This is a genomic window from Leeuwenhoekiella marinoflava DSM 3653, assembly GCF_900129005.1.
GTDB classification, from domain to species: Bacteria; Bacteroidota; Bacteroidia; order Flavobacteriales; family Flavobacteriaceae; genus Leeuwenhoekiella; species Leeuwenhoekiella marinoflava.
The window spans coordinates 23,598-48,345 of record NZ_FQUN01000029.1 but is presented as its reverse complement, the minus strand read 5'-3'; the positions used below and the strand labels follow the sequence as shown (position 1 = coordinate 48,345).

The 24,748-nt window shown below is 36.5% G+C and carries 23 protein-coding genes; 6 read left to right on the top strand and 17 right to left on the bottom strand.

Annotated elements, in window-relative coordinates; genetic code table 11:
* Positions 1-357 precede the first annotated feature (357 nt).
* The 4 genes from BUB91_RS19885 to BUB91_RS19870 all read right to left on the bottom strand — a co-directional run bounded on the left by BUB91_RS19885 (position 358) and on the right by BUB91_RS19870 (position 1,834).
* A complete protein-coding gene (locus BUB91_RS19885) occupies positions 358-807 on the bottom strand; it encodes a JAB domain-containing protein (protein WP_073101092.1) in 450 nt (149 codons plus the stop codon).
* A gap of 11 nt (positions 808-818) precedes the next feature.
* A complete protein-coding gene (locus BUB91_RS19880; protein WP_073101090.1) occupies positions 819-1,199 on the bottom strand; it encodes a DUF6876 family protein in 381 nt (126 codons plus the stop codon).
* 66 nt (positions 1,200-1,265) lie between these two features.
* Complete coding sequence (locus tag BUB91_RS19875) at positions 1,266-1,604, bottom strand: single-stranded DNA-binding protein (protein ID WP_073101088.1); 339 nt, start codon at positions 1,602-1,604, stop codon at positions 1,266-1,268.
* Positions 1,605-1,615: 11 nt separating this feature from the next.
* Entirely contained in the window at positions 1,616-1,834 is a 219-nt protein-coding gene (locus BUB91_RS19870; RefSeq protein WP_073101086.1) for a hypothetical protein, read from the bottom strand.
* A 731-nt stretch (positions 1,835-2,565) separates the two neighbouring features.
* On the opposite strand from BUB91_RS19870, the gene BUB91_RS19865 reads away from it, so the two are divergent.
* From BUB91_RS19865 to BUB91_RS19855, 3 genes are all read left to right on the top strand, one after another.
* Positions 2,566-3,396: a superoxide dismutase family protein gene (locus BUB91_RS19865; protein WP_241652690.1), complete on the top strand. Its 831-nt coding sequence runs from the start codon at positions 2,566-2,568 to the stop codon at positions 3,394-3,396.
* Between the two features lie 447 nt (positions 3,397-3,843).
* The gene (locus tag BUB91_RS19860) at positions 3,844-4,086 is read left to right on the top strand and encodes a hypothetical protein (RefSeq protein WP_073101082.1); all 243 of its coding nucleotides are present in this window, start codon (positions 3,844-3,846) and stop codon (positions 4,084-4,086) included.
* Positions 4,077-4,394, top strand: coding sequence for a type II toxin-antitoxin system RelE/ParE family toxin (locus tag BUB91_RS19855; RefSeq protein WP_073101080.1), 318 nt, complete (start codon positions 4,077-4,079; stop codon positions 4,392-4,394). The genes BUB91_RS19860 and BUB91_RS19855 overlap by 10 nt, the downstream gene beginning before the upstream one ends.
* A 297-nt stretch (positions 4,395-4,691) precedes the next feature.
* Here BUB91_RS19855 and BUB91_RS19850 read toward each other — a convergent pair whose 3' ends face one another.
* Positions 4,692-5,273 (bottom strand): DUF4172 domain-containing protein, encoded by a 582-nt coding sequence (locus tag BUB91_RS19850; RefSeq protein WP_073101078.1) that lies wholly within the window; start codon positions 5,271-5,273, stop codon positions 4,692-4,694.
* Positions 5,274-5,545: 272 nt separating this feature from the next.
* Here BUB91_RS19850 and BUB91_RS19845 point away from each other — a divergent pair, with 272 nt between their 5' ends.
* Both BUB91_RS19845 and BUB91_RS19840 read left to right on the top strand, forming a co-directional pair.
* Complete coding sequence (locus tag BUB91_RS19845; protein WP_073101076.1) at positions 5,546-7,783, top strand: xanthine dehydrogenase family protein molybdopterin-binding subunit; 2,238 nt, start codon at positions 5,546-5,548, stop codon at positions 7,781-7,783.
* 21 nt (positions 7,784-7,804) lie between these two features.
* Complete coding sequence (locus tag BUB91_RS19840) at positions 7,805-8,821, top strand: XdhC family protein (protein WP_073101074.1); 1,017 nt, start codon at positions 7,805-7,807, stop codon at positions 8,819-8,821.
* Between the two features lie 647 nt (positions 8,822-9,468).
* Here BUB91_RS19840 and BUB91_RS19830 read toward each other — a convergent pair.
* From BUB91_RS19830 to BUB91_RS19800, 7 genes are read right to left on the bottom strand one after another with little or no spacing between them, the layout of a single operon-like run.
* On the bottom strand, positions 9,469-10,113 hold the full coding sequence (locus BUB91_RS19830) for a hypothetical protein (protein ID WP_073101071.1): 645 nt from the start codon (positions 10,111-10,113) through the stop codon (positions 9,469-9,471).
* A 20-nt stretch (positions 10,114-10,133) separates the two neighbouring features.
* Positions 10,134-10,598, bottom strand: coding sequence for a (2Fe-2S)-binding protein (locus BUB91_RS19825; RefSeq protein ID WP_073101069.1), 465 nt, complete (start codon positions 10,596-10,598; stop codon positions 10,134-10,136).
* Between the two features lie 54 nt (positions 10,599-10,652).
* A complete protein-coding gene (locus tag BUB91_RS19820) occupies positions 10,653-11,756 on the bottom strand; it encodes a carboxymuconolactone decarboxylase family protein (RefSeq protein ID WP_073101067.1) in 1,104 nt (367 codons plus the stop codon).
* Positions 11,757-11,815: 59 nt separating this feature from the next.
* Positions 11,816-12,421, bottom strand: a complete 606-nt coding sequence (locus BUB91_RS19815) for a flavodoxin (RefSeq protein ID WP_073101064.1) — start codon at positions 12,419-12,421, stop codon at positions 11,816-11,818.
* A 7-nt stretch (positions 12,422-12,428) separates the two neighbouring features.
* Positions 12,429-12,884: a nuclear transport factor 2 family protein gene (locus BUB91_RS19810; protein ID WP_073101062.1), complete on the bottom strand. Its 456-nt coding sequence runs from the start codon at positions 12,882-12,884 to the stop codon at positions 12,429-12,431.
* An 11-nt stretch (positions 12,885-12,895) separates the two neighbouring features.
* A complete protein-coding gene (locus tag BUB91_RS19805) occupies positions 12,896-13,351 on the bottom strand; it encodes a nuclear transport factor 2 family protein (RefSeq protein ID WP_073101060.1) in 456 nt (151 codons plus the stop codon).
* Between the two features lie 22 nt (positions 13,352-13,373).
* Positions 13,374-14,357, bottom strand: a complete 984-nt coding sequence (locus tag BUB91_RS19800; protein WP_073101058.1) for an aldo/keto reductase — start codon at positions 14,355-14,357, stop codon at positions 13,374-13,376.
* A 158-nt stretch (positions 14,358-14,515) separates the two neighbouring features.
* Between BUB91_RS19800 and BUB91_RS19795 the strand changes: the two genes are divergently transcribed.
* Positions 14,516-15,409: a helix-turn-helix domain-containing protein gene (locus tag BUB91_RS19795; protein ID WP_073101098.1), complete on the top strand. Its 894-nt coding sequence runs from the start codon at positions 14,516-14,518 to the stop codon at positions 15,407-15,409.
* Between the two features lie 89 nt (positions 15,410-15,498).
* Here the strand turns inward: BUB91_RS19795 and BUB91_RS19790 are convergent, their stop codons facing one another.
* From BUB91_RS19790 to BUB91_RS19770, 5 genes are all read right to left on the bottom strand, one after another.
* Positions 15,499-16,701: a site-specific integrase gene (locus tag BUB91_RS19790; RefSeq protein ID WP_073101056.1), complete on the bottom strand. Its 1,203-nt coding sequence runs from the start codon at positions 16,699-16,701 to the stop codon at positions 15,499-15,501.
* 660 nt (positions 16,702-17,361) lie between these two features.
* Complete coding sequence (locus tag BUB91_RS19785; protein ID WP_073101053.1) at positions 17,362-19,683, bottom strand: DUF4955 domain-containing protein; 2,322 nt, start codon at positions 19,681-19,683, stop codon at positions 17,362-17,364.
* Between the two features lie 71 nt (positions 19,684-19,754).
* Positions 19,755-21,488, bottom strand: coding sequence for a beta-N-acetylhexosaminidase (locus tag BUB91_RS19780; protein WP_073101051.1), 1,734 nt, complete (start codon positions 21,486-21,488; stop codon positions 19,755-19,757).
* Between the two features lie 11 nt (positions 21,489-21,499).
* The gene (locus BUB91_RS19775; RefSeq protein WP_073101049.1) at positions 21,500-22,927 is read right to left on the bottom strand and encodes a carbon starvation CstA family protein; all 1,428 of its coding nucleotides are present in this window, start codon (positions 22,925-22,927) and stop codon (positions 21,500-21,502) included.
* Positions 22,928-22,977: 50 nt separating this feature from the next.
* On the bottom strand, positions 22,978-24,738 hold the full coding sequence (locus BUB91_RS19770) for a RagB/SusD family nutrient uptake outer membrane protein (protein ID WP_073101047.1): 1,761 nt from the start codon (positions 24,736-24,738) through the stop codon (positions 22,978-22,980).
* Positions 24,739-24,748 lie beyond the last annotated feature (10 nt).

The following is a 24,748-nucleotide window of genomic DNA, read 5'->3' as shown; positions in this document are numbered from 1 at the left end:
ATATGTGCCGTCGTTAAAAGAGAGCAACCCTATGTCAAAAATGTAGCCTAAACCTTTTTGCATTTTTTCTTGGTTTTAACATGGAAATCTTTTCGTTCGCCCCAGGCGAACAAAATTTCATACAATCTGGTCAATCCCGATAGCGGGACCAATTGCCATTTACAGGGAAAATGATTTTCCGATATGTTTATATTCGATATTTAGTGCTATCGGCGAAAGTCAAAAAGTGGATAACACTAGTATAATTAATAGCTGAAGTACAGCTGTTTAAATATACAACTTTTCGAATAAAATTGAAATATTAGCATAAAAAAAAGACCTCTGTTTTCGAGGTCTTTTCATTTATACTTTTTGAGTTTATAAAATGCCTTCATCTGCAAAACTGTAATAATCCCCTGTTGGAATTAAAATTAAATGATCCAGAATTTTGATGTCTAAAAAGTCAGCAGCCGACTTGATTTTTCGGGTTAAATTTTTATCAGCTTCACTGGGTCTTAAGGTTCCACTGGGGTGGTTATGGACTAAAATTAAAGCCACCGATAACGATTTTAAAGCCACTGCAAAAAGCAGGCGTAAATCCACTAAAGTTCCGGTTATTCCTCCGTGCGATATCTGGTAGATTCCTTTGACTTTATTGCTGTTGTTGAGCAGCAAAATTTTAAAGGATTCATAAACCGCAATGGTGTTGTGATCCCAGTTTTCAAAAACCACCCGAGCGGCGAGTGAGGAGGAGCTAATTTTAGGCCAGTGTTCCGCTTTTAGTTTTGGGCGATACCTTAAGCTTATTTCATTGATACGTGTTTCCATAACTAAAAGGTTTAATATTCATTAGGCAGCATCAGCATATTTTCTACAAAAAACAGCCTCAATTCATCCAGAGGTAAATCTGTTAGCTCATAATCTTGTTGAAACAGAATAGTTCCACTTCCATCGGCATAGGTGATTTGAGCTTCTTTTTGCAAACGCGCTTGTACTTCTTTAGAAAAGCGTTTGAAATAAATCACTAGAAAAGAGCTTTTGTGCTTTAGGCTTTTAGTAATTACAGCTGCATCAGTTATCAGCCAATAGCATTGAGCTGCTTCGGCTAGGTACTTCACCCCTTCGGTGTATCGGGTTTTAAACATCGGGATGCTATAGCAGGTTTCACTGCCGCAAAACCCTTGCAAGTGCTCTTGTATTTGTTTACTTTGCGTACACATTTTATTAAGTTTTAAAGTGTTTAATTAGAGGGCGCAACTTTGATCGGGAACGCCCTCTTTTTAGATTTAAGCTTTAGATCCGAGTAAAAGAATTTCGGAGGCTTCCACTTCCGTTACATAGCGTTTGATGCCGTCTTTGTCCTCGTAGCTTCTAGACTTGAGTTTTCCGCTCAAAGCGAGTTCTTTGCCTTTGGTGACATAATTCTCAATAAGATCAGCGGTTTTACCCCAAGCCACAACGGTGTGCCATTGCGTATCCTGCTCCTTTTCGCCTTTTGAATTTTTATAAAATTCATTGGTAGCCAGTGAAAAACGAGCTACTTTTTTTCCGCTTTCCAGCGTGGTTAGTGTAGGTTCTTGTCCTACATTTCCGATTAATTGAACTTGATTTCTGATCGTACTCATAACAGTAGTATTTAAAGATTAATTAAAATGCTGCCTAAACTATTCAGACAGTTTGCGTTTATATTTTGACAAATTGATTTACTTATTTTATCCTGAGCGTTTTCCTTTTTTGTTTTTGTTTGTTTTGATTCCGCTTCTTTTTGTATGTTTTGAACTGATTTCATAATGCTTGTTTTTGATTTACTTCCCTTAGTGCCTTCCGCTGTTACCTTTTTTTGTTGCTGATACATTTTCAAGAGTTTGAATTAGTAAGGACATATAAAAGCGCGGTACAAGCGGTTATGCTGTCCGGCTAACTTCAAACTCTTGGTATTTTGCGTTCAAAAAAAGAGATGTACAGCGATGCTGCTAAAGGGAATTCAAAAAGAAAGTATGGGAAGTTTTAAAACGTCAGAAGTGGGATCAAAAGGAATATAATGGTGCGGGATTCTATTATGAAACTTTAAAAATCCACATGTTTTACAGCTTAAAAATAGTTGATAGTTTCAAGACTTTGACATGTACATTAATGCACTGACTAAATTTATAAGTACTGAGGCATATGAGATGTTTGTTTTCAATTATTTCCGTAAATCTTTCTTAAAATAATAGGCTTTATAAAACATCACCGGATTAATATAACCTCTTAATTACTATTTTTCTTGAAATAGATAGGTGCTTGACATTCAGTAGCATTATTAAAGTTGGAAAGCCTTATTATACATATTATCCTATTACTACAAACAGCTCAAAAATCTATAATTATATCTAAATTCTTTGATACTCAAATCGCTTAAAACTATAGGATAAAAGAAAATTTAAATATTTGTTAAACCTAGCTTAGTTGATTACTATGACTCAGTAGTTAATTGATTTTCCTTTAAGGATAGCAAAAAAAAACACGCAACGTTTTTCTTTAAAATACATCTCCTAAGAGAACAAACAATAATTTCAAAATTACATAAGAATTAAAAAATTAGTATTGACATTAGCAATGATTGCAGGCTTAACAAGTTGTAATAACGACGATGATAGCATAATTGACCCGCCTGCAGTTGATATAAAAGAGTATACACTGATTGAAAAAAGTGATTCCGGAGTAAGTGGTACCGTAACCTTTACAAAGAATGATGATGGGTCCACTAGTGTAGCTTTTGAACTTGAAGGTACAGAGGATGGTAATATGCATCCTGCTCATATTCACTTTGGCAATGCGGCAGATGGCGGAGAAATTGCCATTTCACTGGAAGCTGTTGATGGTGAAACTGGAATGAGTACTACTGAGATCACGGAACTTGAAGACGGTACGGAAGTCACCTATGAAGAGCTTATCGAGTTTGACCGATACATTAAAGTTCATCTAAGTGCGGATGAATTAGAAACAATTGTTGCTCAAACAGATATAGGAGAAAATGAACTAACCGCTGAATCTGAATCCTACGATCTTGCTGAAGCTGATATTGAGGGAGTAATTGGCACTGCTACCTTTGAAGAGCGTGAAAATGGTGAAACTTTGGTTACCATTATGCTTGAAGGTACCGAAGAAGGTAATACACACCCTGCACATATTCATGCAGGTTCTATAGAAGACGCTCCGGGAGCCATTATTATTACCTTTAATCCAGTGAATGGTTCAACCGGTCTAAGTGTTACTAACATAGCTGTAACCGATGATACTGAAGAAGAAGGTGAAGCAATTACTTATGAAGATCTAATTGATTTTGACGGGTATATCAATGTTCATGAAAGTGAAGACAATCTGGACACTTTGGCAGCACAAGGAAATATAGGAGCCAACGCTACAGAGGACTAATCAACAAACTGTCTTATTAAACTAAGAGGCTGCCTGAAAAGGCTCTCTTTACTTTTGAACATACATAAAATTAAGGGTTTGTTCCCTTTAATTAACCCGTAACAGGAAAAGCTTAAAATCAAATTATTATTTAAGGTACCTTTTAAATTAACTTCTTTTATCAGGTCCTATGGCAGAACTTTCAGCTGCAATTCTTACCAAGTTCTAATTATTGTTTTTGCTGAAAGCTAACTAAAAATAGTTGTGCTACCGTTAAAAAATAAAATAAGACGGAATGAAGAATCCGCTTAACATACTTTATAGAAATAATCTCTGAAGGTGTTATTCCTACATTTGAAAAAGAAGATCCCCAATTCTACAAGATTGAAGTATATTGATCTCCCTCTTTAGATTTAAATTAAACAACCGAAAACGAGAATTTTGTATCTTTGATAAAAAGCTGATAAAATGGATTTGCAAAAGAGAAAATTAGAGCTTATTCAAGAATTTTTAAAAATTCAAAGTGAAGATGTTATCTCACGTCTGGAAAAGATTTTAAGGAAAGAAAACAAAGAGTCTGGACATGAGGATTTTAAGCAAATGACAATTGAAGAGTTTAATTCTCGAATTGACCAATCTATGGAAGATTCAAAAAATGGTCGATTAATCGAAGCAAGTGAATTAAAAGCCAAAATTGATAAATGGAATTAAATTTATTTTGGACTGATTTTTCTCAAAAAGAGCTCGAAAAAATCTATGAATATTATCGAGAAAACGCAGGAGTAAGAGTTGCTAAAAACCTCGTTAACGGAATTTATAATGAAACGCTAAAATTAAAAAATCAGCCGAGAATCGGACAAGAAGAAGAATTTTTAGAGAACAGAAAACAAGAATTTAGATATTTAGTTTATAAAAATTATAAAGTCATTTATTGGATTAACGAAAAGGAAAACCGAATTGAAATAAATGATGTTTTCGATACTCGACAAAATCCAGCAAAAATAAAACGAACGAAATAAAGCAAGTTGCCAGTCGACTAGCGTGGAAGAACTTCCCTTCTAAGCCCTCACAGAAACGTGCGTAAGAGTCTCCCCTTACACGGCTCTTATTATCCAACCTTATGGGCATATTCCTAGTTGCCAATTTCCTTTTCTGAAGATTTAAGTACAAATAACTATAATCTAGTAATTTCGATGTGGCGTAAAATTTCAAATGTTTAGATTAAATGTTTAATTTGTGAAAATTTCATTATCATTTAGAGGATAGTATTTTAAAACTCCCTTTCTCCATAGTGGTTTTTTTATAGGGTTGGCTCTTTATGGATGAGATTCATTGAACCACTTTATAAAAGTTTTCATTTCATTAGGAAGCATATGGGAAGGCGGAGCTTCAAAATGAATCTTCTCCCTGCCCCAGCTACCGGATACGATCTGCATCGGTTCGGATTGCTTACGCCATTGTCCGGTATTAATGCGTTTAGCACTCGCTAATAGCGTTCTGTGCCATTCAAACAATACCAGGTCTGTCAAAGGTTCTGCAAAATTTTGCCTAATCCGCACCATCAACTCTCCCACACCCCGCGCCATTGGATCTTTAACGAATTTTGAGTTACCGTAGCCCAAATTGTTCCGTATGGAAGACATCACATCTTCCCAGCTTAGATAATCTCTCTCGATTTCTGAGGTTTTAACAGCCTCGGCTACCATTAGCGAAAAGATAGCTTCCATTTGCATCGTATCTGAGAGTCCTTCTAATAGACCATTAACGCGACCGGCTCTTTGGCTAAACTTAAAGAATAAGCTTCTCTTTAATTTCAGTTGTAGTATACTTAAAATCAGGCCAGTATTTCTGTTGCCAGTTATACATGATGAGCCGATTAAATTATTTAATTGGCTCAAATATAATTAAAAAATGAGCCGATTAAAAGTGCTAATCGGCTCAAAGCTTTATTATGGATTGTCTATTTTATAAGAAACCGCTTATGAGTTTAGACTTGAAGTATCTATAGTTAAGATCCTGTCCTAATATATTAAACTTAAACAATTAACTTAATTATTCTACGGCATTGCTAACCCTTTTTACTGGTTTGCATATCAAGAGGTTTCAGATAGTATTTTAATTCACTAAATTGGTTAGCATTTCTCAACTTCAGAAATTTAAACCAAAAATTATGAGTACAATAAAAACTTCCGTAAATCGTCGTTCTTTTCTTAAAACCTCAGCTTTAGCCGGTGGCGGAATGCTATTAAGTTTCAATTGGCTCTTGCATTCTAACATCAAAGCGATTGCTGAAGAACAAATTCCTGAAGGATGGTTTGAAATGAATGCCTATTTAAAAATAGCTACAGATGGGACAGTGACAATAATGGCTCCCAATCCAGAATTTGGTCAAAATGTATTAACATCCTTACCTATGATTGTTGCTGAGGAATTAGACGTCGACTGGGATCAAGTTGTTGTAGAGCAAGCCCCTTTTCGTACCGATTTATATACGAGACAATTTGCTGGCGGCAGTCAATCTGTACGGCAAGGCTATAATGCCTTACGTACAGCGGGAGCAACAGCACGCCAGATGCTAATTAATGCCACTGCAAAAGTCTGGAATGTTTCAGCTTCAGAAATTACAATCAAAAAAGGCATTTTAAAGCATACATCCGGTAAAACAAGTACTTATGGCGAAATGGCTGAAGCAGCATCGCAAGAAAAAGTTCCAGAGTCTGTAGAATTAAAGAATACCGAAGATTTTACGATCATAAGCAGCTCTAAAAAGAATGTTGCTTTACCAGACATTGTAAGCGGAAAATCCTTATTTGGAATGGATTATAAGGTTCCGGGAATGAAGTATGCTACCATAGCACATCCTCCTGCATTTGGACTTAAATTGAAATCTTACGACGGTACGGAAGCTTTAAAAATGCCTGGAATAACTGATATTTTTGATATTGACATTTACAATGAAGGCTATGAGTTAAACATCTTTGACACCGCTACCTTTCCCAATCTAGTGGTAGTGGTAGGCGATTCTACCTGGCAAGTTATGCAAGCAAAAAAAGCATTAAAACTGGAGTGGGAACCCTTTGAAGAACATACGCTTAAACTCAATGTCTTTGGCAATAAATCGACTCAGGTAGTTCCGGCAGGATTGGAGAGTTCTGAAGATCACTGGGAACAGATGGATGCTAAATCTAAAGAACCTGGTACTGTAGTACGCAAAGATGGTGATCCTGAAACAGCTTTTAAAAATGCCGCTAAGGTTATTGAAAGTACGTATACCGCTCCTTTTTTAGCACATAATGCCATGGAACCGGTAAACTTTTTTGCTCACGTTACTGAAGATAAAGCAATATTAGCCGGTCCTTTACAGGCTCCCGAACTTACAGAGCCTACGGTTTCCGCACGGCTAGGAATGAGTAAAGATCAAATTGAAATTATTATGACCCGTATGGGTGGTGGTTTTGGCAGACGGGCATATTCTCACGAGGTCGTTGAAGCTGCTGTAATTTCTCAAAAAATAAAAAATCCGGTCAAGTTGGTGTATACCCGCGAGGACGATATGACTTACGGCATTTACCGTCCTGCCTACCACGCTACTTTTAGAGCAGCTTTGGATGAAAATAATAAAATGGTTGCCTACCACATAAAAACAGGCGGTATACCTGAGAGTCCGCTGCATGCAAACCGTTTCCCGGCAGGAGCGGTTGACAATTATCTAGCTGAAAGCTGGCAAATTAATTCAAACATTACCATCGGAGCTTTTAGAGCTCCGCGTTCTAATTTTATGGGCGGTTCTGAACAGGCGTTTCTGGACGAGGTTGCTGTTGCCGCCGGTAAGGATCCTATTGCATTTAGACTAGAATTGTTTGAAAAAGCTAAAACAAGTCCGGTAGGCAAAGACAATGATTACGAAGCAGATCGCTTTATAGCGCTACTTGAATTGTTACGTGATAAATCAAACTGGGAAATTTCAAAACCCGGTGTTCATCGGGGTGTTGCGGCCTACTACTGCCACAACAGTTACGTAGGTCACGTAGTTGATTTAAAAAACGAAAATGAAAAATTAGTTTTTGATAAAGTGTATAGTGCTGTAGACTGTGGCATTGTTATCAATAAGGATGCTGCAAGAAATATGGTGGAAGGCGCGGTTACCGATGGTTTGGGAAATGCGATGTTTGGCAAAATGACTTTTAAAGACGGTGTGCCACAGAAAAGTAATTTTTACAATTATAGATTGATACGTATGCCGGAAGCTCCTAAAGATATTGAAGTGCATTTTGTTGAAAATGGTAAAAACCCTACCGGTTTAGGAGAACCCCCGTTCCCTCCTATTTTTGCCGCGTATACTAATGCATTGTCCCGGGCAAAAAATAAACGACACTACAACCATCCTTTCGAGGAAGAAATGTTGTAAACTCCTTTAGAAAAGTTATTAATGACTCACGAGTTTAAAAAAATTATTGAAACCTCTTATCAATATTTCAAGCAGAATAAGGCTGCTGTTTTAGCTACAGTAGTTCATTTAGAGGGATCTTCTTACCGCAAACCAGGAGTTAGAATGTTAATCTCTGAAAAAGGAGAAATGACCGGTGCTGTCAGCGGTGGTTGTGTAGAAAAGGAAATTTATTTTCAAGCTGCAACTGTTTTTAGAACCGGTAAGGCAAAGATGATGACTTATGACGGACGTTATCGATTAGGTTGCGAGGGGATTTTGTATATTCTGATTGAGCCCTTTTTTACAGATGAAGCTCAATTTAAGAAAATCCTATCGGCTATAAATAATAGAGTCATCATCAAGATTTATGTTACCTACACCTTAGATACAGAAACCTACTCCAATGAATTAGGATCAATATTCACACTAAAAGACAGAAACTCTATTTCAGAAGCTTCTATTAACGGGCAATCCCCAATATTGAAAATGTTTATTCAGGAGTTGTCGCCGCTTTTCCAGCTGTTCATAATAGGTTCGGAACATGACGCCGTCCAACTGGCATTAATCGGTTCTTATATGGGATGGAAGGTCACTCTTATCGCATCACCAAAAGATCCAAGAAATAAGAGTCACTTTCCCGGTGTTGAGTCTGTAAAACATCTAAATCCCATTGATACTAAAATATTAGAAATAGATGATAATTCTGCAATAGTACTGATGAATCATAATTATGCTACAGACTTAAATTTTCTTTATAATCTAGCAGAAACCACCCCCCTTTATATTGGGCTACTCGGTTCTGTCAAAAGAAGAGAAAAGTTAATAAATGAACTCATAGAAGTTCATTCTGAAAAGGCAGACCGTATTATTGATAAATTATATGGTCCAGCGGGATTAGATATTTCTGCAATAACACCACAAGAAATTGCAAATGCCATTATTAGCGAAATAATAGCGGTTGCAAGAAATAAAGCGGTAAATTCTTTGAGAAACCAATCAGAAAAAATTAGTTTCTAGGCAAATAATAAAGATTTAGAATATTATTTGATATACGTAATGGTTTACATTAAAATGATAATTATAGAACCGCTGCTTTCTACTATTATTGCGGCGTAAACCAATGAGCCATCTCCAGCAAAAAATAAGGTTTTACAACCATCCGGTTTTAGAAACTCAGACCCAGTTTAATTTACAGACCCGACCCTTACTGACCCGTTGGCGGATCTTTTTTAGTTCATTTTCTTAAAAATTATAGGCATCGTTTCTTCATCAATCCCATTCAAATCAATTAATTTTAAAGACCTTACCCTTTTTAAGGTTTGCGTTTTATACTTTTTAAAATGTGGTGTTTCCCAATGTGCTTTGTATGCGTTACTATCTGCAGATATCTAATAATATTTCAATTTCAGTGGGTTTTCCTTTTTGATACCTAGGATAAATTGAAATCACACCGGGTTACAATTTGACGGAGACTTTAGACTCTTCCTTAAGTATTGATTTATAATCATCTAGAAAGGCAGGTTCAATCTCAATTTCAGCCATTCGAATCATCATTTTATCCACGTCAAGATTTTGACTATGTCCAACCTCTTTTCTACAGGAAATACTTAGAAGGGTAACTAAAATGAGACTTACTTTATTCAGGTCCAGTTCTTCTAATTGGGTTATTCAGAATTATCAGGAGCGTAAGCACCGGTTTTAAGCCAGGTTACCCAAGCTTCTTTAAATTCTTTATGACTCATTGGCGGCAAGGATAGCCCTTCAGCGGGATGCCAACCAGCCTTTACTAAAGTATCTTCAGCATGTGCAATTAAATCTTTAATGGATTTATTTCCATTTTTAGATTTGTCAATTAATTGTTTAGCCAATTCATTAGCGGTTCTTCCTTGAAAGATCATTTTCATATCCGCGGGTGGCAAATGCCATTCGGGATTTCCCGGGGGAGCATGTATACCGGGTGTATTTTCATTTTGATGGCAATTGGCACATTTCATTGCATATACCCCTTTTCCGTCTTCACCGCGTTGTGGTGACATTCCATGTAAATGACTGTCATCACCCTGTAGCGGAATATCTCCCGAAGGATGGCAATTCATACAGCGTGGGTGCATCAATACAGAGTAGACTTTCTTAAAGGCTTCCTTAGAAACTACACTGTCTTTTTTAAGGCTTGAAAGTTCTATATAGTCTTCAGTTGAAAAATTCTTTTCAGACATTCCTACTGAAATGCCTACTACCAAAAGAATTAGAAAGACCCCTCCTACAGTACTTAAAATTTTTCCTTGATTTTTAGGTTTAAATGGATTCATAATTTCTAATTGAACGATTATTAAGTACTGCTTTTATTAATTTCTGCGGCAACATGAATCGCCTTACGAATTCTGGAATAGGTTCCACAACGGCAAATATTACCTGCCATCGCCAGATCTATATCCTCATCGGTTGGATTGGGATTCTCCTTTAACAATACTGCTGCAGACATAATCTGACCGCTATGACAATACCCACATTGTGGTACGTCTACTTCCGTCCAGGCTTGTTGTACGGGATGATCGTTATTTTCTGCCAGACCTTCGATCGTGACTACCTTTTTGTTTTCAGCGCGCTTAACTTTTGTAACACAAGAGCGCACGGCTTCGCCCTCAAGATGTACAACACACGCCCCACACTGTGCCACACCACATCCATACTTTGTACCCGGCAGATCTAAATGATCTCGCAATACCCATAGAAGAGGTGTTTCGGGATCAACATCTACCTGCAGATCTTTTTCATTAACGTTTAGTGAAATCATAGTGTATATTTTAAGCTGTTCAATTCTATTAAAGATACTAAATACCTATATATATTATTTTTTTGATAAATAGGTTTCTTTTGTAACCACATCAAACCACTGAGTAGGCCCTTCTGACCTATCTGTAATTGCAATCTGAACAAAAGCTTCGGTATCACTTGCGCCGTGCCAATGCGGCGTATTTGGAAGGCATTTCACGGCATCCCCTTTTTTCAAGATGCGTTTAGGACTTCCTTTTTCCTGATAAAAACCGGTACCAGAAATTGTAATAATGATCTGACCCGTAGGATGCTGGTGCCAAAAAGTACGTGCACCGGGCTCAAAAGTCACTACGCCTGCAGCAGTTGTATTCACCTCATCTGCTGTTATTAGTGAAGTGAGATATGCATTACCTGTAAATACAGGATTGTCTAATTTTTCTCCTCTGGGGAATATTAAATTTTCGATTTCGCTTAATGCGGAAGAAGGCGTCGGCTCCTTGCTATCGGTAAGTGCTGCTAGAAGCAATTTACCTATATAAGCCTTTTCCGGTCCTACTTGAGTTTCTACCATCTCAATAATTTGTTTCATTTGAGCTTCAGTAACTCCCTGGTGCATCGCAATTGCCATATGTCCACGTGCCATTGGATCAAGATCTCCCATACGTAGTAATGCACCTACAGTTGCAATCTCACGCTCTTTATAGTTAAGTACTCCTCGCTTAAAAATATCTGCAAAAAGATGCTCTTTTAAAAAAATCTCAATAATGGGAACAGTTTCCGCGTAACCGGCCTTTGGCCTATCCGTAACTCCTGTTAAATCAGCCAGAACTTCTTTCCCTATTTCATATTTATTTCCCGCATTCAAATCAATTGCTGCCGGCCCCACCTGATCCTGAATACCTTTAGCCTTTCGCTCTTGAAGAACTTCAGACAATGTATTTATGGCCATTAGGCTTCTGGGAAAACCACAATAAGCGTAGAGGTGTACTAATTCTTCCTTTACCTGATTTATGGTCATCCCAAAATCAAGACCTCTATGTAATGCTTTATTAAGCAATGGAGTATCGCCCTTTGCTGTAGCGATTGCTATTGAGGCAATCCCTTGTTCAACAGGACTAAGTTCATCTTTAGATTGTGCATATGCAGAACCAAATGATAAGCTGTAAAAGGTTAGCATACTTATTACAATTAAAAGGGTTGACTGTTTTACATTAAATTTTTTTATGATTCTTTTTTTTAGAAGACGATCTTAGCCAGCCAATCATCTAACTTTTCTTCTACTTGTGCTGCTTTTTCTCCTTCCATAACAAAGAGGATCCCGTCCCGTTCTATGCCTCCTTCTACCGAAAATGCTTCCACTATTTTAGAATTAGGACACAATTCATTAATCGTTCTTATGGTGCTGCCCAAACCGTATCCAGCATTGGTATTAAATGGTATAATGGTTTTACCTGAAAGATTATATTCTGTCAAAAAACTTTTTATAGGTGGTGGGAGTTGCATTCCCCAGGTGGGAAACCCTATAAAAACCGTATCATAATGATCCAGATTATTAATTTTAGTTTGTAAAGGAGGTAAAAAACCGGTTTCGTTTTCTTCTGCTACCTGAGCTACAATTTCCTGATAGTTCTCAGGGTAAGGGTCTTGCAGTTCTATAGCAGTCATTTCACCACCGGTTTTTTTCTGTATCATTTGAGCTACCGCCCGGGTATTATTTGTTCGCGACAAATAAACAATCAAAATATGCTGTGTTTTATTTTCTATAGGTTTTCCCAAAGGATTATCTGCCTGGCCCATACAGGAAACAGATAATAAAATTGTTAGTAAAACTATATATCTCATTATTTTTTTATTCTCCGGGTTGTCTTGTTAACAGTTTCACAAACGACAAGTTCGCCAGCTTCCAGCCACTTTCTTCTTTTACATAAACCTCAGTTACCATAAAAGGATTAGTTACTTCTTTACCTCCTACTTCAGCTAAAAGTGTAATTTGATTCAAAAGAATTGCCGTATCACCGATTACATCAACTGATACACTATGAACGTCTGCTTTTTTATACCAGATTCCTCCACTACCTATAATTGCTAATTCGCGATCTGTACCCCAACTGCCGCCCATATGTACAAACTGAGCTTGAGGATGAAAAAAATCTTTAAGTTCACTTACATTTTTATCTGCCATCCATTGCCATTTGTTTGCGGATAGCTCTTTAATTTTAGATTCGGTATCCTGCGCATGTAATTGAATGGTCATTAAAACCATTAAGACCAAAACCACATTCTTTACAACTTTTAGCTGTTTCATAATTTTAATTTTTAATGAACGATTTTATGAGTATCACGAACGCTACTAAACGTTAAGTCAAGCAGCTTCCAGGCATCATTTTGCATTTGATACACTTCAGTTACTGTAAACTCGGTTGAAACATCATCGCCTCGCACATGCGCCACTAGTGTAATTCGATTCCAGACGATTACTGTTTCTCCAAATTCTTTTACAACAGTATCATGCACATTTGCTTGCTTGTACCAGATACTCCCGCTTTCTATGATCTCTAATTCTCTTTTCTTGTCCCAAGAGCCGCTCATATGCACAAAACGAGCATCATCATCAAATAAGTTTTTAAGCTTATCTACATCTTTATCTGCCATCCACTGCCATTTATTTATGGAAAGTTCTTTAACCTGTTTTGCTACATCACTATCCTGTGAAAAGCCTACCTGAGTAAAGAGGAACATAAAAAATCCTACTATTTTATATGTGTTTTTCATTCTATTCTATTTTTAAAGTCAATTAATTTTCTATCATTTTTTGCATTTGCTCTGGGTAGCGTGCACCCTGAATATCAATTGTATTCAGCACATTTTCAATTTTTTCTAAATGCGCTGATTCTAATTTAATGGCTTCACTCCCTATATTTTCTTTTAAGCGGTGCAATTTTGTCGTACCGGGAATGGGTACGATCCAAGGTTTTTGCTCAAGCAGCCAGGCAAGAGCTATTTGTGCAGAAGTAGCTTCTTTTTCTTTTGCAATTTTTCCTAATAATTCTACTAAAGCCTGATTGGCTTTTCTATTTTCTTCATTAAACCGCGGAACACTATTTCTAAAGTCGTTTTCACTAAACTTCGTTTTATCATCAATTTTTCCGCTTAGAAAACCCTTTCCTAGAGGACTAAAGGGAACTAAACCAATACCCAATTCTTCTAAGGTAGGAATAATTTCTTGTTCGGGTTCTCGCCACCAAAGCGAATATTCACTTTGTAAAGCAGCTACGGGTTGAACAGCGTGTGCCATTCTGATGGTGCTTGCTCCCGCTTCAGACAAACCAAAATGTTTTACTTTTCCTTCTGCAATAAGATCTTTAACAGTACCTGCCACCTCTTCGATGGGCACATTAGGATCTACACGATGCTGATAAAACAGATCTATCACATCTGTATTCAATCTTTTTAAAGAAGCCTCTGCAACTTCGCGTATACGCTCTGGCCGGCTATCTAAACCCTTACCAGGAATACCTTCTTTAAAACCAAATTTAGTCGCGATCACCACCTTTTTACGGAAAGGCTCTAATGCTTCACCTAAGAGCTTTTCATTTTCAAATGGCCCATAGGCTTCTGCTGTATCAAAAAACGTAACACCTTTATCATAAGCATCTCGTATCAATTTTAGAGCAAGACTTTTTTCAGTGGCAGGGCCGTAACCAAAACTAAGCCCCATACATCCCAATCCTAAAGCCGAAACTTCTAGACCACTTTTTCCCAATTCTCGATTTTTCATAGCTTTTTATTTTGTTCCTTACAAAGTTCAATTACTTTACCGCTCTTGGTTGTATATAAATTACTTCCTTTATTACCATTTTTACCGTTTGCAGCGTGAGTTCCAAAATTCTTAAAACCAGTTCGGTATATTTGCTGGTAAACAATGGCATTTGGTTTATGAAAGACATTCTGAAAGTAGAAACGATATCACAGTATAATGCATTAAAGGATATTCCTAACAGGCACCCGTTAATTACATGTTTTGATAGTGCCGATGCAAAACCCTTAAAAAGCGGAAAATTCAACTTTGGTTTTTATGCTATTTTTCTAAAGGGTGTAAACTGTGGAGAATTACAATACGGGCGTAATACCTATGATTATGAAGCGGGCACTTTAGTCTTTATGGGGCCGGGACAAGCGGTTGAAATCAAAAGTCAAAAGGATTACAATCCTAAAGGTAATGCCTTACTCTTTCACGCGGATTTTATTAAAGGAACTCCCCTTGCCTCTAAAATTCATTCCTATACATTTTTTTCGTATGAACTGAACGAAGCGCTTCACCTTTCTGAAAAGGAGCAACAGATCGTAAAGGATCTCTTTTCTAAAATAGATTATGAACTAGAACAGTCTATAGATAAACACAGTAAACAGATCGTATGCAATACCATAGAGTTACTTCTAAATTACTGTGAGCGTTTTTATGAGCGCCAGTTTATCACCCGAGAAGTTTTAAGCCAAGGTGTTGTTTCAAACTTTGAACGCATGCTTCATGCTTACTTCAATTCTGAAAAGCCACAAAAAATCGGACTTCCTTCTGTATCTTATTTTGCTGAAGAATTGAATTTATCTGCAAATTATCTGGGTGATCTCATCAAAAAAGAAACCGGAAAATCTGCTATAGATCACATTCACTTAAAACTAATTGACCTCGCAAAAGACCGCATTTTTGATGCTGATAAATCTATAAGTCAAGTCGCTTATGAACTGGGGTTTAAATATCCACAGCATTTTAATAGGTTATTTAAGAAAAATACCGGATATACACCTAGCGCTTATAGGAATTTAAATTAATAGGTTTTAATTTAATGCATTAAATTCCTTAAAACTATTATTCCTGAATTTCAGATCTGATTGAACTAAAAACGAAATTTAAAATCTTATTATCCCAACTTTTCCCTCAATACATCTATATCATTTGAAATTTTAGAATCTATGACTCTGGCATAAATCTGTGTTGTAGCTATTTTGTGATGCCCTAAGATTTTAGAAACCGTTTCTATTGGAACTCCATTTGCCAGAGTTACTGTCGTTGCAAAAGTGTGCCTGGCCGTATGAAAACTTAGTTTCTTTTTGATTTTTAGTTTAATAGCTATCTCTTTCAAATATTGATTTATTTTCTGATTAGAATAGACGGGTAATAGTAAATCACTATGAATAACTCTTGGATGATTTTTATAGAAATCTAAAATGATCTCAGCCTCATTCAAGAGCGGTATTCTTACTTGAGTATTAGTTTTTAATCGTCGGGTATAAATCCACTTTTTACCATCTATACCTATTTGTAAATTATCCTTTTTTAATGATTTTGTATCTGCAAAGGCTAAACCTGTGTAGCAGGCAAATACAAAAATGTCTCTAGTGGTGGTGTGTGTTACTTTATTAAAAGTTGCATTTTTCAACTTACTCAAGTCTTGCTTGTTGAGATAAATCATATCTACCTTATCAAAGCGAAGTTTAAACCGTAAAGTCGGATTCTTTTCAATCCAATCCAAATCTACAGCTAACCGCATTACTTTTTTAAAACGCTCCATATGCTTCATTACTCCATTATTATTTAAAGAAGCTTTAGCTCTTAAGAACCTTTCAAAGCCTAGTGTAAATTCATAATCGATATGTTTTAGATATAAGTCTGAAACTTTCAGACTACTTTTTAGATATTCCTTTAAGTAACTTTCTGTAGTGTTATAATTTTTAAGAGTCCCATACTTTAATACGCTCTTCATATTAAGATTATGATAATCCAAGAGAGAAATGAGGGTATTATGAGTTTTGTCAATACCTAGAAATCTATTCTTTATGATTTCAGCATCTATAATTTGCTCATCCCGTAATAGCTCTTCATAGATATTATACAATTTAGAACGAACATCATCGATTTTACGATTTACCTGTTGTGATTCAATACTCGTTCCTATCATTTTGCAAGCAGTCTGATTCCACTTTTCTGTATGTAGGGCTCGTTTTAGGCTAACTTCTTTTGATTTACCATTTACGGTAATACGCGTGTAAATAAGGGCTTGATCTGGCTGGTTTTTCTTTTTTCGAATGAAAAAAGAGATAGAGAATGTTTGAGTAGTACGCATCGTAGTATACTGTTTAAATGAAACAATGATTAAATACGAAAGTCAAACTACCTTATTTGCTGAAAAGCAAATTCAATACGTAATATACAAAAAATGAACTCACGATTAACTCACGATTTGTATCTAAAACTCACGATGAGCTCACGATTTAAATATGGTTAATTGTGTTAAATTGAAGCACAAAAAAAAGGATAACTATATGTTTATCATATAATTACCCTTTTGAATAACATATTTTAATATGTTAAAAAGTCGGGGTGGCAGGTAATTTAGAAAACCCCTTAATCCCTGTATTTCCTGTATCTAACCGATAAAAAAACATTTTATTCACCGAACAATTCACTATACTTAAAAGAACATTCAAAATGATCTATTTTGATCGTCTTTGGTAGTATAAAAATATAAAAAATAATCTAAGCCTCTAACGACAGTATTATTGAAGTCAAATAATCCCAGAAAGGTTTAGTTCTCAACTTTGATTTCATAACAAGTAATACGTCCCTCCCCTATAAGCATAAAGAGCTTTTTATTCTAGTTGCGAATTATTGATGCTTTCCTACATAAACTAAAAGAATTAACTTTTACTTACAAATATTATCTGAACTTAATTTAAGCTGAAAACTTTCCACAAATAAAAGGGCCTCATTATTTTTAAGTTAATCAGTTCCGTATCAACTTTAAACTGGTAGTTACCCCAGAATTAGTAGTTAATGTAAGCAGGTAGATACCTGTATCTACATTTGATATATCTAGTGTATTATCACCCGTATTTAATGGTATTGATTGCTTAATAAATCGTCCTTGTAAATCATGAATTTTTGCAATTGCAAGTTCTTTTACAGTTAACGTGTAAATTCCGTTGTCTGAAGGATTGGGATATAAACTAGCCTTCACGTAGTTTTTATCAGCAATAGGAAGAGATGTATTCCTAGTCCAGTTAATGTTATCAAATGCAATAGCTAATTTTCTAAAATCCTGTCCAGGTTCGGGGGTGCTTGCATTTCTAATAGCGATTACAACATCTCCCTCTATATTAATATCATTAACTTTAAAAATATAAGTACGCTCTCCTGTATGTTGCATAGCTCCCACAATTTCACCATTTACAAGTAATTCTACTTTACGCTCTTCGGTGATGTCCCAAAGATTTTTACATTCAATAGAAAATGAGTTTATACCTCCACTAATAGAATTTGAAGTTATACCGGTAACCCCTTTTTGAAAATAAACTTCTTTTGATGCATCTATATAATCAGTTACTCCTTTTGCATTTACATTCCATACAAAACCATTATCTCCTGTGTAGGTCTCACTTCCCCATCCATTTAAAACCAAATTATTTATAGTTTCTGTATAATCTGATTCTCCTACACTGGGATACCACTGTTCTTTTAATTCTTCAAATTCTAAAATTGCAGCATCAATCCAGGCTGGTTTTGTATCTAATCGGTGTTCTAATTGTGCCTCATATAAAGACTCTGGAAAGACCTTTGTACCGTTACTTTCTTCATATTTTATATTGTCTTGCAAAAAAGTAGTTTCAGTCCTATGAAACCCTACTATTATAGGATTTGCAACCACTGCAGCACAATAATTACAAAACATCCAAAAATCGTAATCGGTTACAGCCGGACCCTCTTTGCTGAGATTCCAAAGTGTTAATCCCCCCAGATGGTTAGGCAGATATGCTGTAGAACCACCATTACCTACGACATTATATTCTTGATATACATCAAAAAGGTTAGATCTGGGAAAACTGCCGTGAAAATCGATACCTCTACCATAAATAGACTCTACTCGCCAGGCAACAGACCCGGTAGTAGCACCAGACATATTAATCCCATGAAATTGTCCATTATTAGTATTGTCCCAGATAAGACCGGCTAAAGTTCTGGATGCTTTAGCTATATCTACGGTACTGTGTCCTCTATTACCATCTAGAAGCAGCTCAACAAAAGATAACGCATAACAATCTACCGTAGATGCAATTAATGACACATTTGAAAACCGAGAACGTCTCACCCAACTGTGTGCAGTATTTGTAAGGCGAATAACTCGCCATCCTGCATCGTGTTCATAGTTTTTATGATGAACAAACGGACCTCTAAATTTGGCTTTAAAGTGTATGTCTTCAAAACCCGATTCTTCAATCATATTCCACCCCTCAATCGTCCACCCGTGAGCAAATTTTATATCATTTATAAATTCATCTTTAAAATAAACTTTGTTTCCTGTGATATGATCTATCTCGTGAAACTCTTTTGCTTCTACTCCGGTTTGATTAATACTCGTCCATATACTATTTAACGGGGTTTTACCGTCAAGATACAGATTATTGGCGGCTGTATTAGGAGCCATATACAGGCGCACATACTTATAACCATTTAATACACTTACATCATCTACAGTTACATAATTAGTTCCTTTATCACTGTCTGCAGTAAGGTTAGCAGGAGCTGAAGCATTTTCCGGAGTTACAAATTGAAACATGGGATTACACTCCCATTCACCTGTCATTCCCGGCTCTTGAGCCATTACATTTTGCATTGTAATTACCGTGCCTCCTTGTCCTGAGCCACTGCCCTTTAAAACAATGTGCGAACCACCAATTACTATTGACGCATCATTGCCAGCAGTGGCATTGACAATAAATTCACCTTTAGGAAAAAACACAACCCCACCCCCAGAATTTTCTGCAGCAGTAATTGCTGCTTTAATAGCAGCTACATCAGATAAATAATCATTTGCAATTGCACCATAATCGGTAACATCATATACAGGAGCATTGCTGTCTGGTATGGCTTCTTCTCCCAGTTTATAGCCTGCATAACTATAGTTTGGCAAATCCGGAACTTCTGAATCATTGATTTCTCCAATGTATTTTTTCCAGATTTGAGGTGTTTCCTGAGCAGTTAAACCGGTTGTGCAACACAAACTAGTAACCACAGAAAACAGTAGATAATAAATAGTTTTTTTGTACATAATGATGATTTTATAGGATGCTGATTATACCTTCATAAATTAAAATTGAGCGCGTTGAAAGGTTTAATTACTTAATTAAAAACATGTTTTGCGTAATTAAGCTCACGCGATTCATAGTTTTTCTTAAACTTAGTTAGGCGAGTTAAAAACTCTTCATAATTTTTCTCTTGGTCTTTAGGTGACCATGCAACCTCAGATAACGCAGTCATTCTAGGTAATAACATGTATTCTGCATAATCTGGAGTACTTATATATTCAGTCCATAAATTGGCCTGAATGCCCAAAATATTTTTTTGCTCCTCTTCTGACAGTTCGGCTGGGATAGGTTCAAAAGTGTATACATCTTTAACCGTATTAGGACCTCTTCCTCCTATTGTTAAAGGTTCGTTTATGGTATCGTTTACTTGATAATAATCAAAATAATAGGGCTCTCGGGGTGTCATAATAACGTCCTGACCTAGTTTTGCTGCTTCTATGCCACCAGTCACTCCACGCCAAGACATAACCGTAGCATTAGGTGCTAACCCACCTTCGAGAATTTCGTCCCAACCTATAATCTTCTTTCCTTTTTTATTTAAAAAAGCCTCCATATGATGAATGAAGTGACTTTGTAAACCTTCTTCGTCTTCGAGCTCTAATTGTTTAATTTTTTGCTGACAATCTGAACAGCGTTTCCAATTATCTTTTAAACACTCATCACCACCTATATGTATATAAACAGACGGAAACAACTCCATTACTTCGCTTAGCACATTTTCGTAAAATGTATAGGTGCTTTCCTTGCCTGCGCATAGCACATCCGATTTTATTCCCCACGATTCCTGTACCACTTTATGAACTCCTGCATCCATTTTTTCTTTGGTTTTCTCAGAAATTATATTGTCGTTCATTTTAGTTTTCTCTTCAGGAAAGCAACTTAAAAACGGATAAGATGCAATTGCTGCTCCATTATGACCCGGCATATCTATCTCAGGGATAATTGTAATATGTCGTTGTGCTGCATAGTGTACAACTTCTTTTATTTGCTCCTGCGTATAAAAACCACCGTGCTTAATATTATCGCTTTCTTCACCGGGTGTTCTACCTATTTCGGTACCATTACGCCACGCACCTACTTCGGTAAGTTTTGGGTACTTTTTAATCTCAATTCGCCAGCCTTGATCTTCGGTTAAGTGCCAGTGAAACGTATTCATTTTATGTAAAGCAATTAGATCAATAAATTGTTTTACAAAAGCTACATCATAAAAATACCGTCCCGTATCTAGCATCATTCCGCGATAAGCAAAACGTGGGGCATCGGTAATTTTTACTGCCGGAATAAGTTGGTGCTTGTTACCGTCTATTTCTTTTTCTAGTAGGAGTTGACGTAGTGTTTCTACCCCATAAAAGAGTCCTTTTGTAGTTTTCGCTTTAAGCGAAATAGTATCATAATTTACTACTAGTATATAACCTTCTTCTTCGCTAACCTCTTCTGAAAGTGCCAATACAATACGATGTTTATTATTTTCTACATCCTTAGCAGGTGTAATAGAAAGTGCGGCAGTATTATAAATAATTTCTACTAGATAATTTGCCTCATTCGTTGCTGATGCAGCTGCCTCGATCACGGTATTCTCATCTAAGATAAAAGCACCCTGCTGTGGTGTTATTTGTTGAGGAGCAGGAATAATTGCATAGGCATCCTCTTCTAATTTGAGGGACTTATAGGTATCATATTCATTAGAATTACAGCTATAGAAAAGTATACTTATAAGTATAAAAACACCATATCGTATAGCGGTAGTAATCTTGTTAAAATTTATCATAGCATTATCTATTAAAGATGTTTATAGGTATTTATTTTTCGCAACGCCAGGATTGCTATTATTAGGGTGAAAGAGGTTCCCAAAATGTAAGAAAGTGTATTGTCTAGCTGTAACCCTTCGGGAGCTAGTAGAATATAGCTACTGCATACAAGTGTCATAAAAACTGAGGGGATAAATACAAACAAATAGTTTTTTTTGCATTGTGCCAGGTAGATGGTAATCATCCAGAGCACCATCGTTGCCAGCGTCTGATTACTCCAGGCAAAATAGCGCCATATCACATCAAAGTTTACTTGCGTTAAGAGTATCGCAATTGCGAAAATCCCAAGGCTCAATAACAGTCGGTTTTTTACCTTTTTTTGATCAAACTTAAATGTGTCGGCAAGAATTAACCGTGCAGATCTAAAAGCTGTATCACCAGATGTTATAGGAGCTATAACGATACCGATAAGTGCTAAAAATCCACCATATTTACCCAGTAAATTCCGGGTAATCTCATTTGCCGCCCAGGCTGCATTGTTATCATTTGCATACATCGCCTCGTTTAATCCCGGTACTCCTCTAAATACGACCATTGCTGCAGCTGCCCATATTAAAGCAACAATACCTTCGGTAATCATCGTACCGTAAAAAACGCTTCTTCCTTGTTTTTCATTAGTCATACACCGCGCCATTAATGGAGATTGCGTAGCATGAAAACCTGAAATAGCCCCACAACTAATAGTTATAAAAAGCATGGGAAATATAGGCGTATCTTCGGGATGCAACGTCCCATTTTTAAATCCAGATAAGGTCAGCTCAGGAATAGAATAATCATTAATAAGTAGTGCGCCAAAGAGTCCTAACGCCATAAGAACCATAGCAACTCCAAAGAGTGGGTAAATCTTACTGATAATTTTATTTATGGGAAGAATGGTAGAAATTATATAATAGGCTAAAATGATGCCTATCCACATTTGTATTCCCAGTGCATGGGCAGTCATCCCATCTATAATTTTTGCAGGACCAACTACAAATACAGTACCCACAAAAATTAGAAGAATGAATGAAAATATTCTTACCAGGTATTTACTTTTAGCTCCCAGATAAACTCCAACGACTTCGCTAATGCTTAAACCCTTATTACGCAAAGACAGCATTCCCGAAAAATAATCGTGCACGCCACCTGCAAAAACACTACCCAGTACAATCCATAAAAAGGCAGACGGACCGTACATAGCGCCAGCTATGGCCCCAAAAATGGGGCCTAAACCAGCAATATTTAGAAATTGTATTATAAATATACGCCATCTGGGTAAGGGCATATAGTCAACATCATCTCTTAATGTTACAGCAGGAGTAGCTGCATTTGTATCTATATCAAAAATGCGTTCTACAAGTTTGCCATAGGTAAAATAACTTATCACCAAGATTACTATTGCAATACAAAAAGTTATCATAGATGATTTTTTTAATTAAGAGATTGTACTATCAGCTTAACTGACAATGATTAGTATCCTGAATTTTGAGTTAGATTTGGATTTAACAAACGATCTTCTTCGGGAATTGGAAATAAATATTGACGCTCAGGGAATGTAATTACATTGAGTGTACGGCAATATCCTGCGTTAAGAAGTCCTGTGAAATCCGGTAAGCCATCTTCATCTATTTCTGGTGTTTCACCCCAGAACCATAAATCTTTATCTACCAGGTCACTCATTAACGGACCGCTAGGAGCAACATCTGTATTTGCATCTGCAGTAACATTTAGCAAGCCATAAGTAAAGCCTGTAAGAGCTTTTTCTGCTAGTTTCCATCGTATTAAATCCATATAGCGACGTCCCTCAAAAGCTAGTTCTGCTCTACGTTCATTACGCACTTTATAACGCAACTCTTCTTGATTTGTCGTTGTAATTTCTGGATTTACAAATGATGAGTTTGCATAGGCTCTGTCTCTTACAGCATTTAAAGCATTTAGCACCGATTGATTTATCTGGTTAAGTTCAATTTTTGCTTCTGCATACATAAGCAATACATCTGCATAGCGTACAATAATTAGGTCTGGATCTGTTCTGTAATCTTTCCAGTCTTTGGTAACTCCTTTTTTAAACACAAGACCGTTAAAGGCCGCAAATGCACCTACTGAACGAGTATCTTGATTACGCACATCTACATTATTCTCATAATCGCGCACTAGTTTTGCTTCAGGATGAGGGTTGTACTCGATATCCATAAAGTTTGACCCTGAGTCTGGCGCAAGACCATCTCCATCTTCTAGTGAGCCAAAAGGAGCTATCGTAGCTAATAATCTTGGATCACGGTTTTTAAAAGGATTTTGCGGATCGAATAACGGAGACTCATCTATAGGCAACCCATCTGTACATTCATACGAAGCAAGAAGTTCCCAAGTAGGATTACGACCAGCATATCCCCCGTGATTACGTGGTAAAAAGTCACGTACATTGTCATTTCTAATGATATTTAAATCGGTATTACGAGGAATATGGAATATGGTTTCTACCGAATTTTTTGTAGTAGGAGCAAAAAGCTCTGCATAATTGGGATACAATTCATATTCATTAAGATCCATACAATTTTGTGCAGCTGCAGCTGCAATTTCATAATCACCCATATACAATGCTAGACGAGCTTTCATTGCATAAGCTGCACCTTTAGTAGCATATTTTAATCCATTATAAGAGACCGGCAAATTTGCAGCTGCATTATCATAATATTCATAAAGCTTTTGCTTTATAGTCTCTTTTGATGTACGTTCTACTACAAAAGACTCATCTACTGTAAGCTCTTCTTCATAAAAAGGCACATCGCCAAAATGGGTGATCAAATAGCTATAAAAAGAAGCCCTTAAAAAGTTTGCTTCTCCCATAAATTGACTAGCCTCAACCTCATTAAGAACGGTTTGATTTTCCAGTTGATTTACAACTTTAAGTACACGAGCAATCCCTTTGTATAGGTTAGACCAGTCTGTATTAGACTTTGCATACTCTGAAGATATATTTCCTGCTTTTACAGCATTGAGTACATCACGGCGTTGCCAGTCATCATCCATCCCTTCATAAACCTCATCTAGTGGCCAGAAAACCTCTCGGTACCCCTCATTAAGTGATTGTCTAAATTGATCTTTGCTTTGATACCAGGTAGCCGAACTTGCTGCATCCTGCTGTACAAGATCTAACTCGGTACAGGAGTTAAGAAGCAAACCTCCTAATATTAAAAATGTATAATAGGTATTGAATATATATTTTCTCATCTCTGTAATT

Bases quoted from the DNA above. Each gene is read 5' to 3' on its own strand.
- BUB91_RS19885 (WP_073101092.1), bottom strand. From the start codon at position 807: ATGGAAACACGTATCAATGAAATAAGCTTAAGGTATCGCCCAAAACTA.
- BUB91_RS19880 (WP_073101090.1), bottom strand. From the start codon at position 1,199: ATGTGTACGCAAAGTAAACAAATACAAGAGCACTTGCAAGGGTTTTGC.
- BUB91_RS19875 (WP_073101088.1), bottom strand. From the start codon at position 1,604: ATGAGTACGATCAGAAATCAAGTTCAATTAATCGGAAATGTAGGACAA.
- BUB91_RS19870 (WP_073101086.1), bottom strand. From the start codon at position 1,834: ATGTATCAGCAACAAAAAAAGGTAACAGCGGAAGGCACTAAGGGAAGT.
- BUB91_RS19860 (WP_073101082.1), top strand. From the start codon at position 3,844: ATGGATTTGCAAAAGAGAAAATTAGAGCTTATTCAAGAATTTTTAAAA.
- BUB91_RS19855 (WP_073101080.1), top strand. From the start codon at position 4,077: ATGGAATTAAATTTATTTTGGACTGATTTTTCTCAAAAAGAGCTCGAA.
- BUB91_RS19845 (WP_073101076.1), top strand. From the start codon at position 5,546: ATGAGTACAATAAAAACTTCCGTAAATCGTCGTTCTTTTCTTAAAACC.
- BUB91_RS19840 (WP_073101074.1), top strand. From the start codon at position 7,805: ATGACTCACGAGTTTAAAAAAATTATTGAAACCTCTTATCAATATTTC.
- BUB91_RS19830 (WP_073101071.1), bottom strand. From the start codon at position 10,113: ATGAATCCATTTAAACCTAAAAATCAAGGAAAAATTTTAAGTACTGTA.
- BUB91_RS19825 (WP_073101069.1), bottom strand. From the start codon at position 10,598: ATGATTTCACTAAACGTTAATGAAAAAGATCTGCAGGTAGATGTTGAT.
- BUB91_RS19820 (WP_073101067.1), bottom strand. From the start codon at position 11,756: ATGCTAACCTTTTACAGCTTATCATTTGGTTCTGCATATGCACAATCT.
- BUB91_RS19815 (WP_073101064.1), bottom strand. From the start codon at position 12,421: ATGAGATATATAGTTTTACTAACAATTTTATTATCTGTTTCCTGTATG.
- BUB91_RS19810 (WP_073101062.1), bottom strand. From the start codon at position 12,884: ATGAAACAGCTAAAAGTTGTAAAGAATGTGGTTTTGGTCTTAATGGTT.
- BUB91_RS19805 (WP_073101060.1), bottom strand. From the start codon at position 13,351: ATGAAAAACACATATAAAATAGTAGGATTTTTTATGTTCCTCTTTACT.
- BUB91_RS19800 (WP_073101058.1), bottom strand. From the start codon at position 14,357: ATGAAAAATCGAGAATTGGGAAAAAGTGGTCTAGAAGTTTCGGCTTTA.
- BUB91_RS19795 (WP_073101098.1), top strand. From the start codon at position 14,516: ATGAAAGACATTCTGAAAGTAGAAACGATATCACAGTATAATGCATTA.
- BUB91_RS19790 (WP_073101056.1), bottom strand. From the start codon at position 16,701: ATGCGTACTACTCAAACATTCTCTATCTCTTTTTTCATTCGAAAAAAG.
- BUB91_RS19785 (WP_073101053.1), bottom strand. From the start codon at position 19,683: ATGTACAAAAAAACTATTTATTATCTACTGTTTTCTGTGGTTACTAGT.
- BUB91_RS19780 (WP_073101051.1), bottom strand. From the start codon at position 21,488: ATGATAAATTTTAACAAGATTACTACCGCTATACGATATGGTGTTTTT.
- BUB91_RS19775 (WP_073101049.1), bottom strand. From the start codon at position 22,927: ATGATAACTTTTTGTATTGCAATAGTAATCTTGGTGATAAGTTATTTT.
- BUB91_RS19770 (WP_073101047.1), bottom strand. From the start codon at position 24,738: ATGAGAAAATATATATTCAATACCTATTATACATTTTTAATATTAGGA.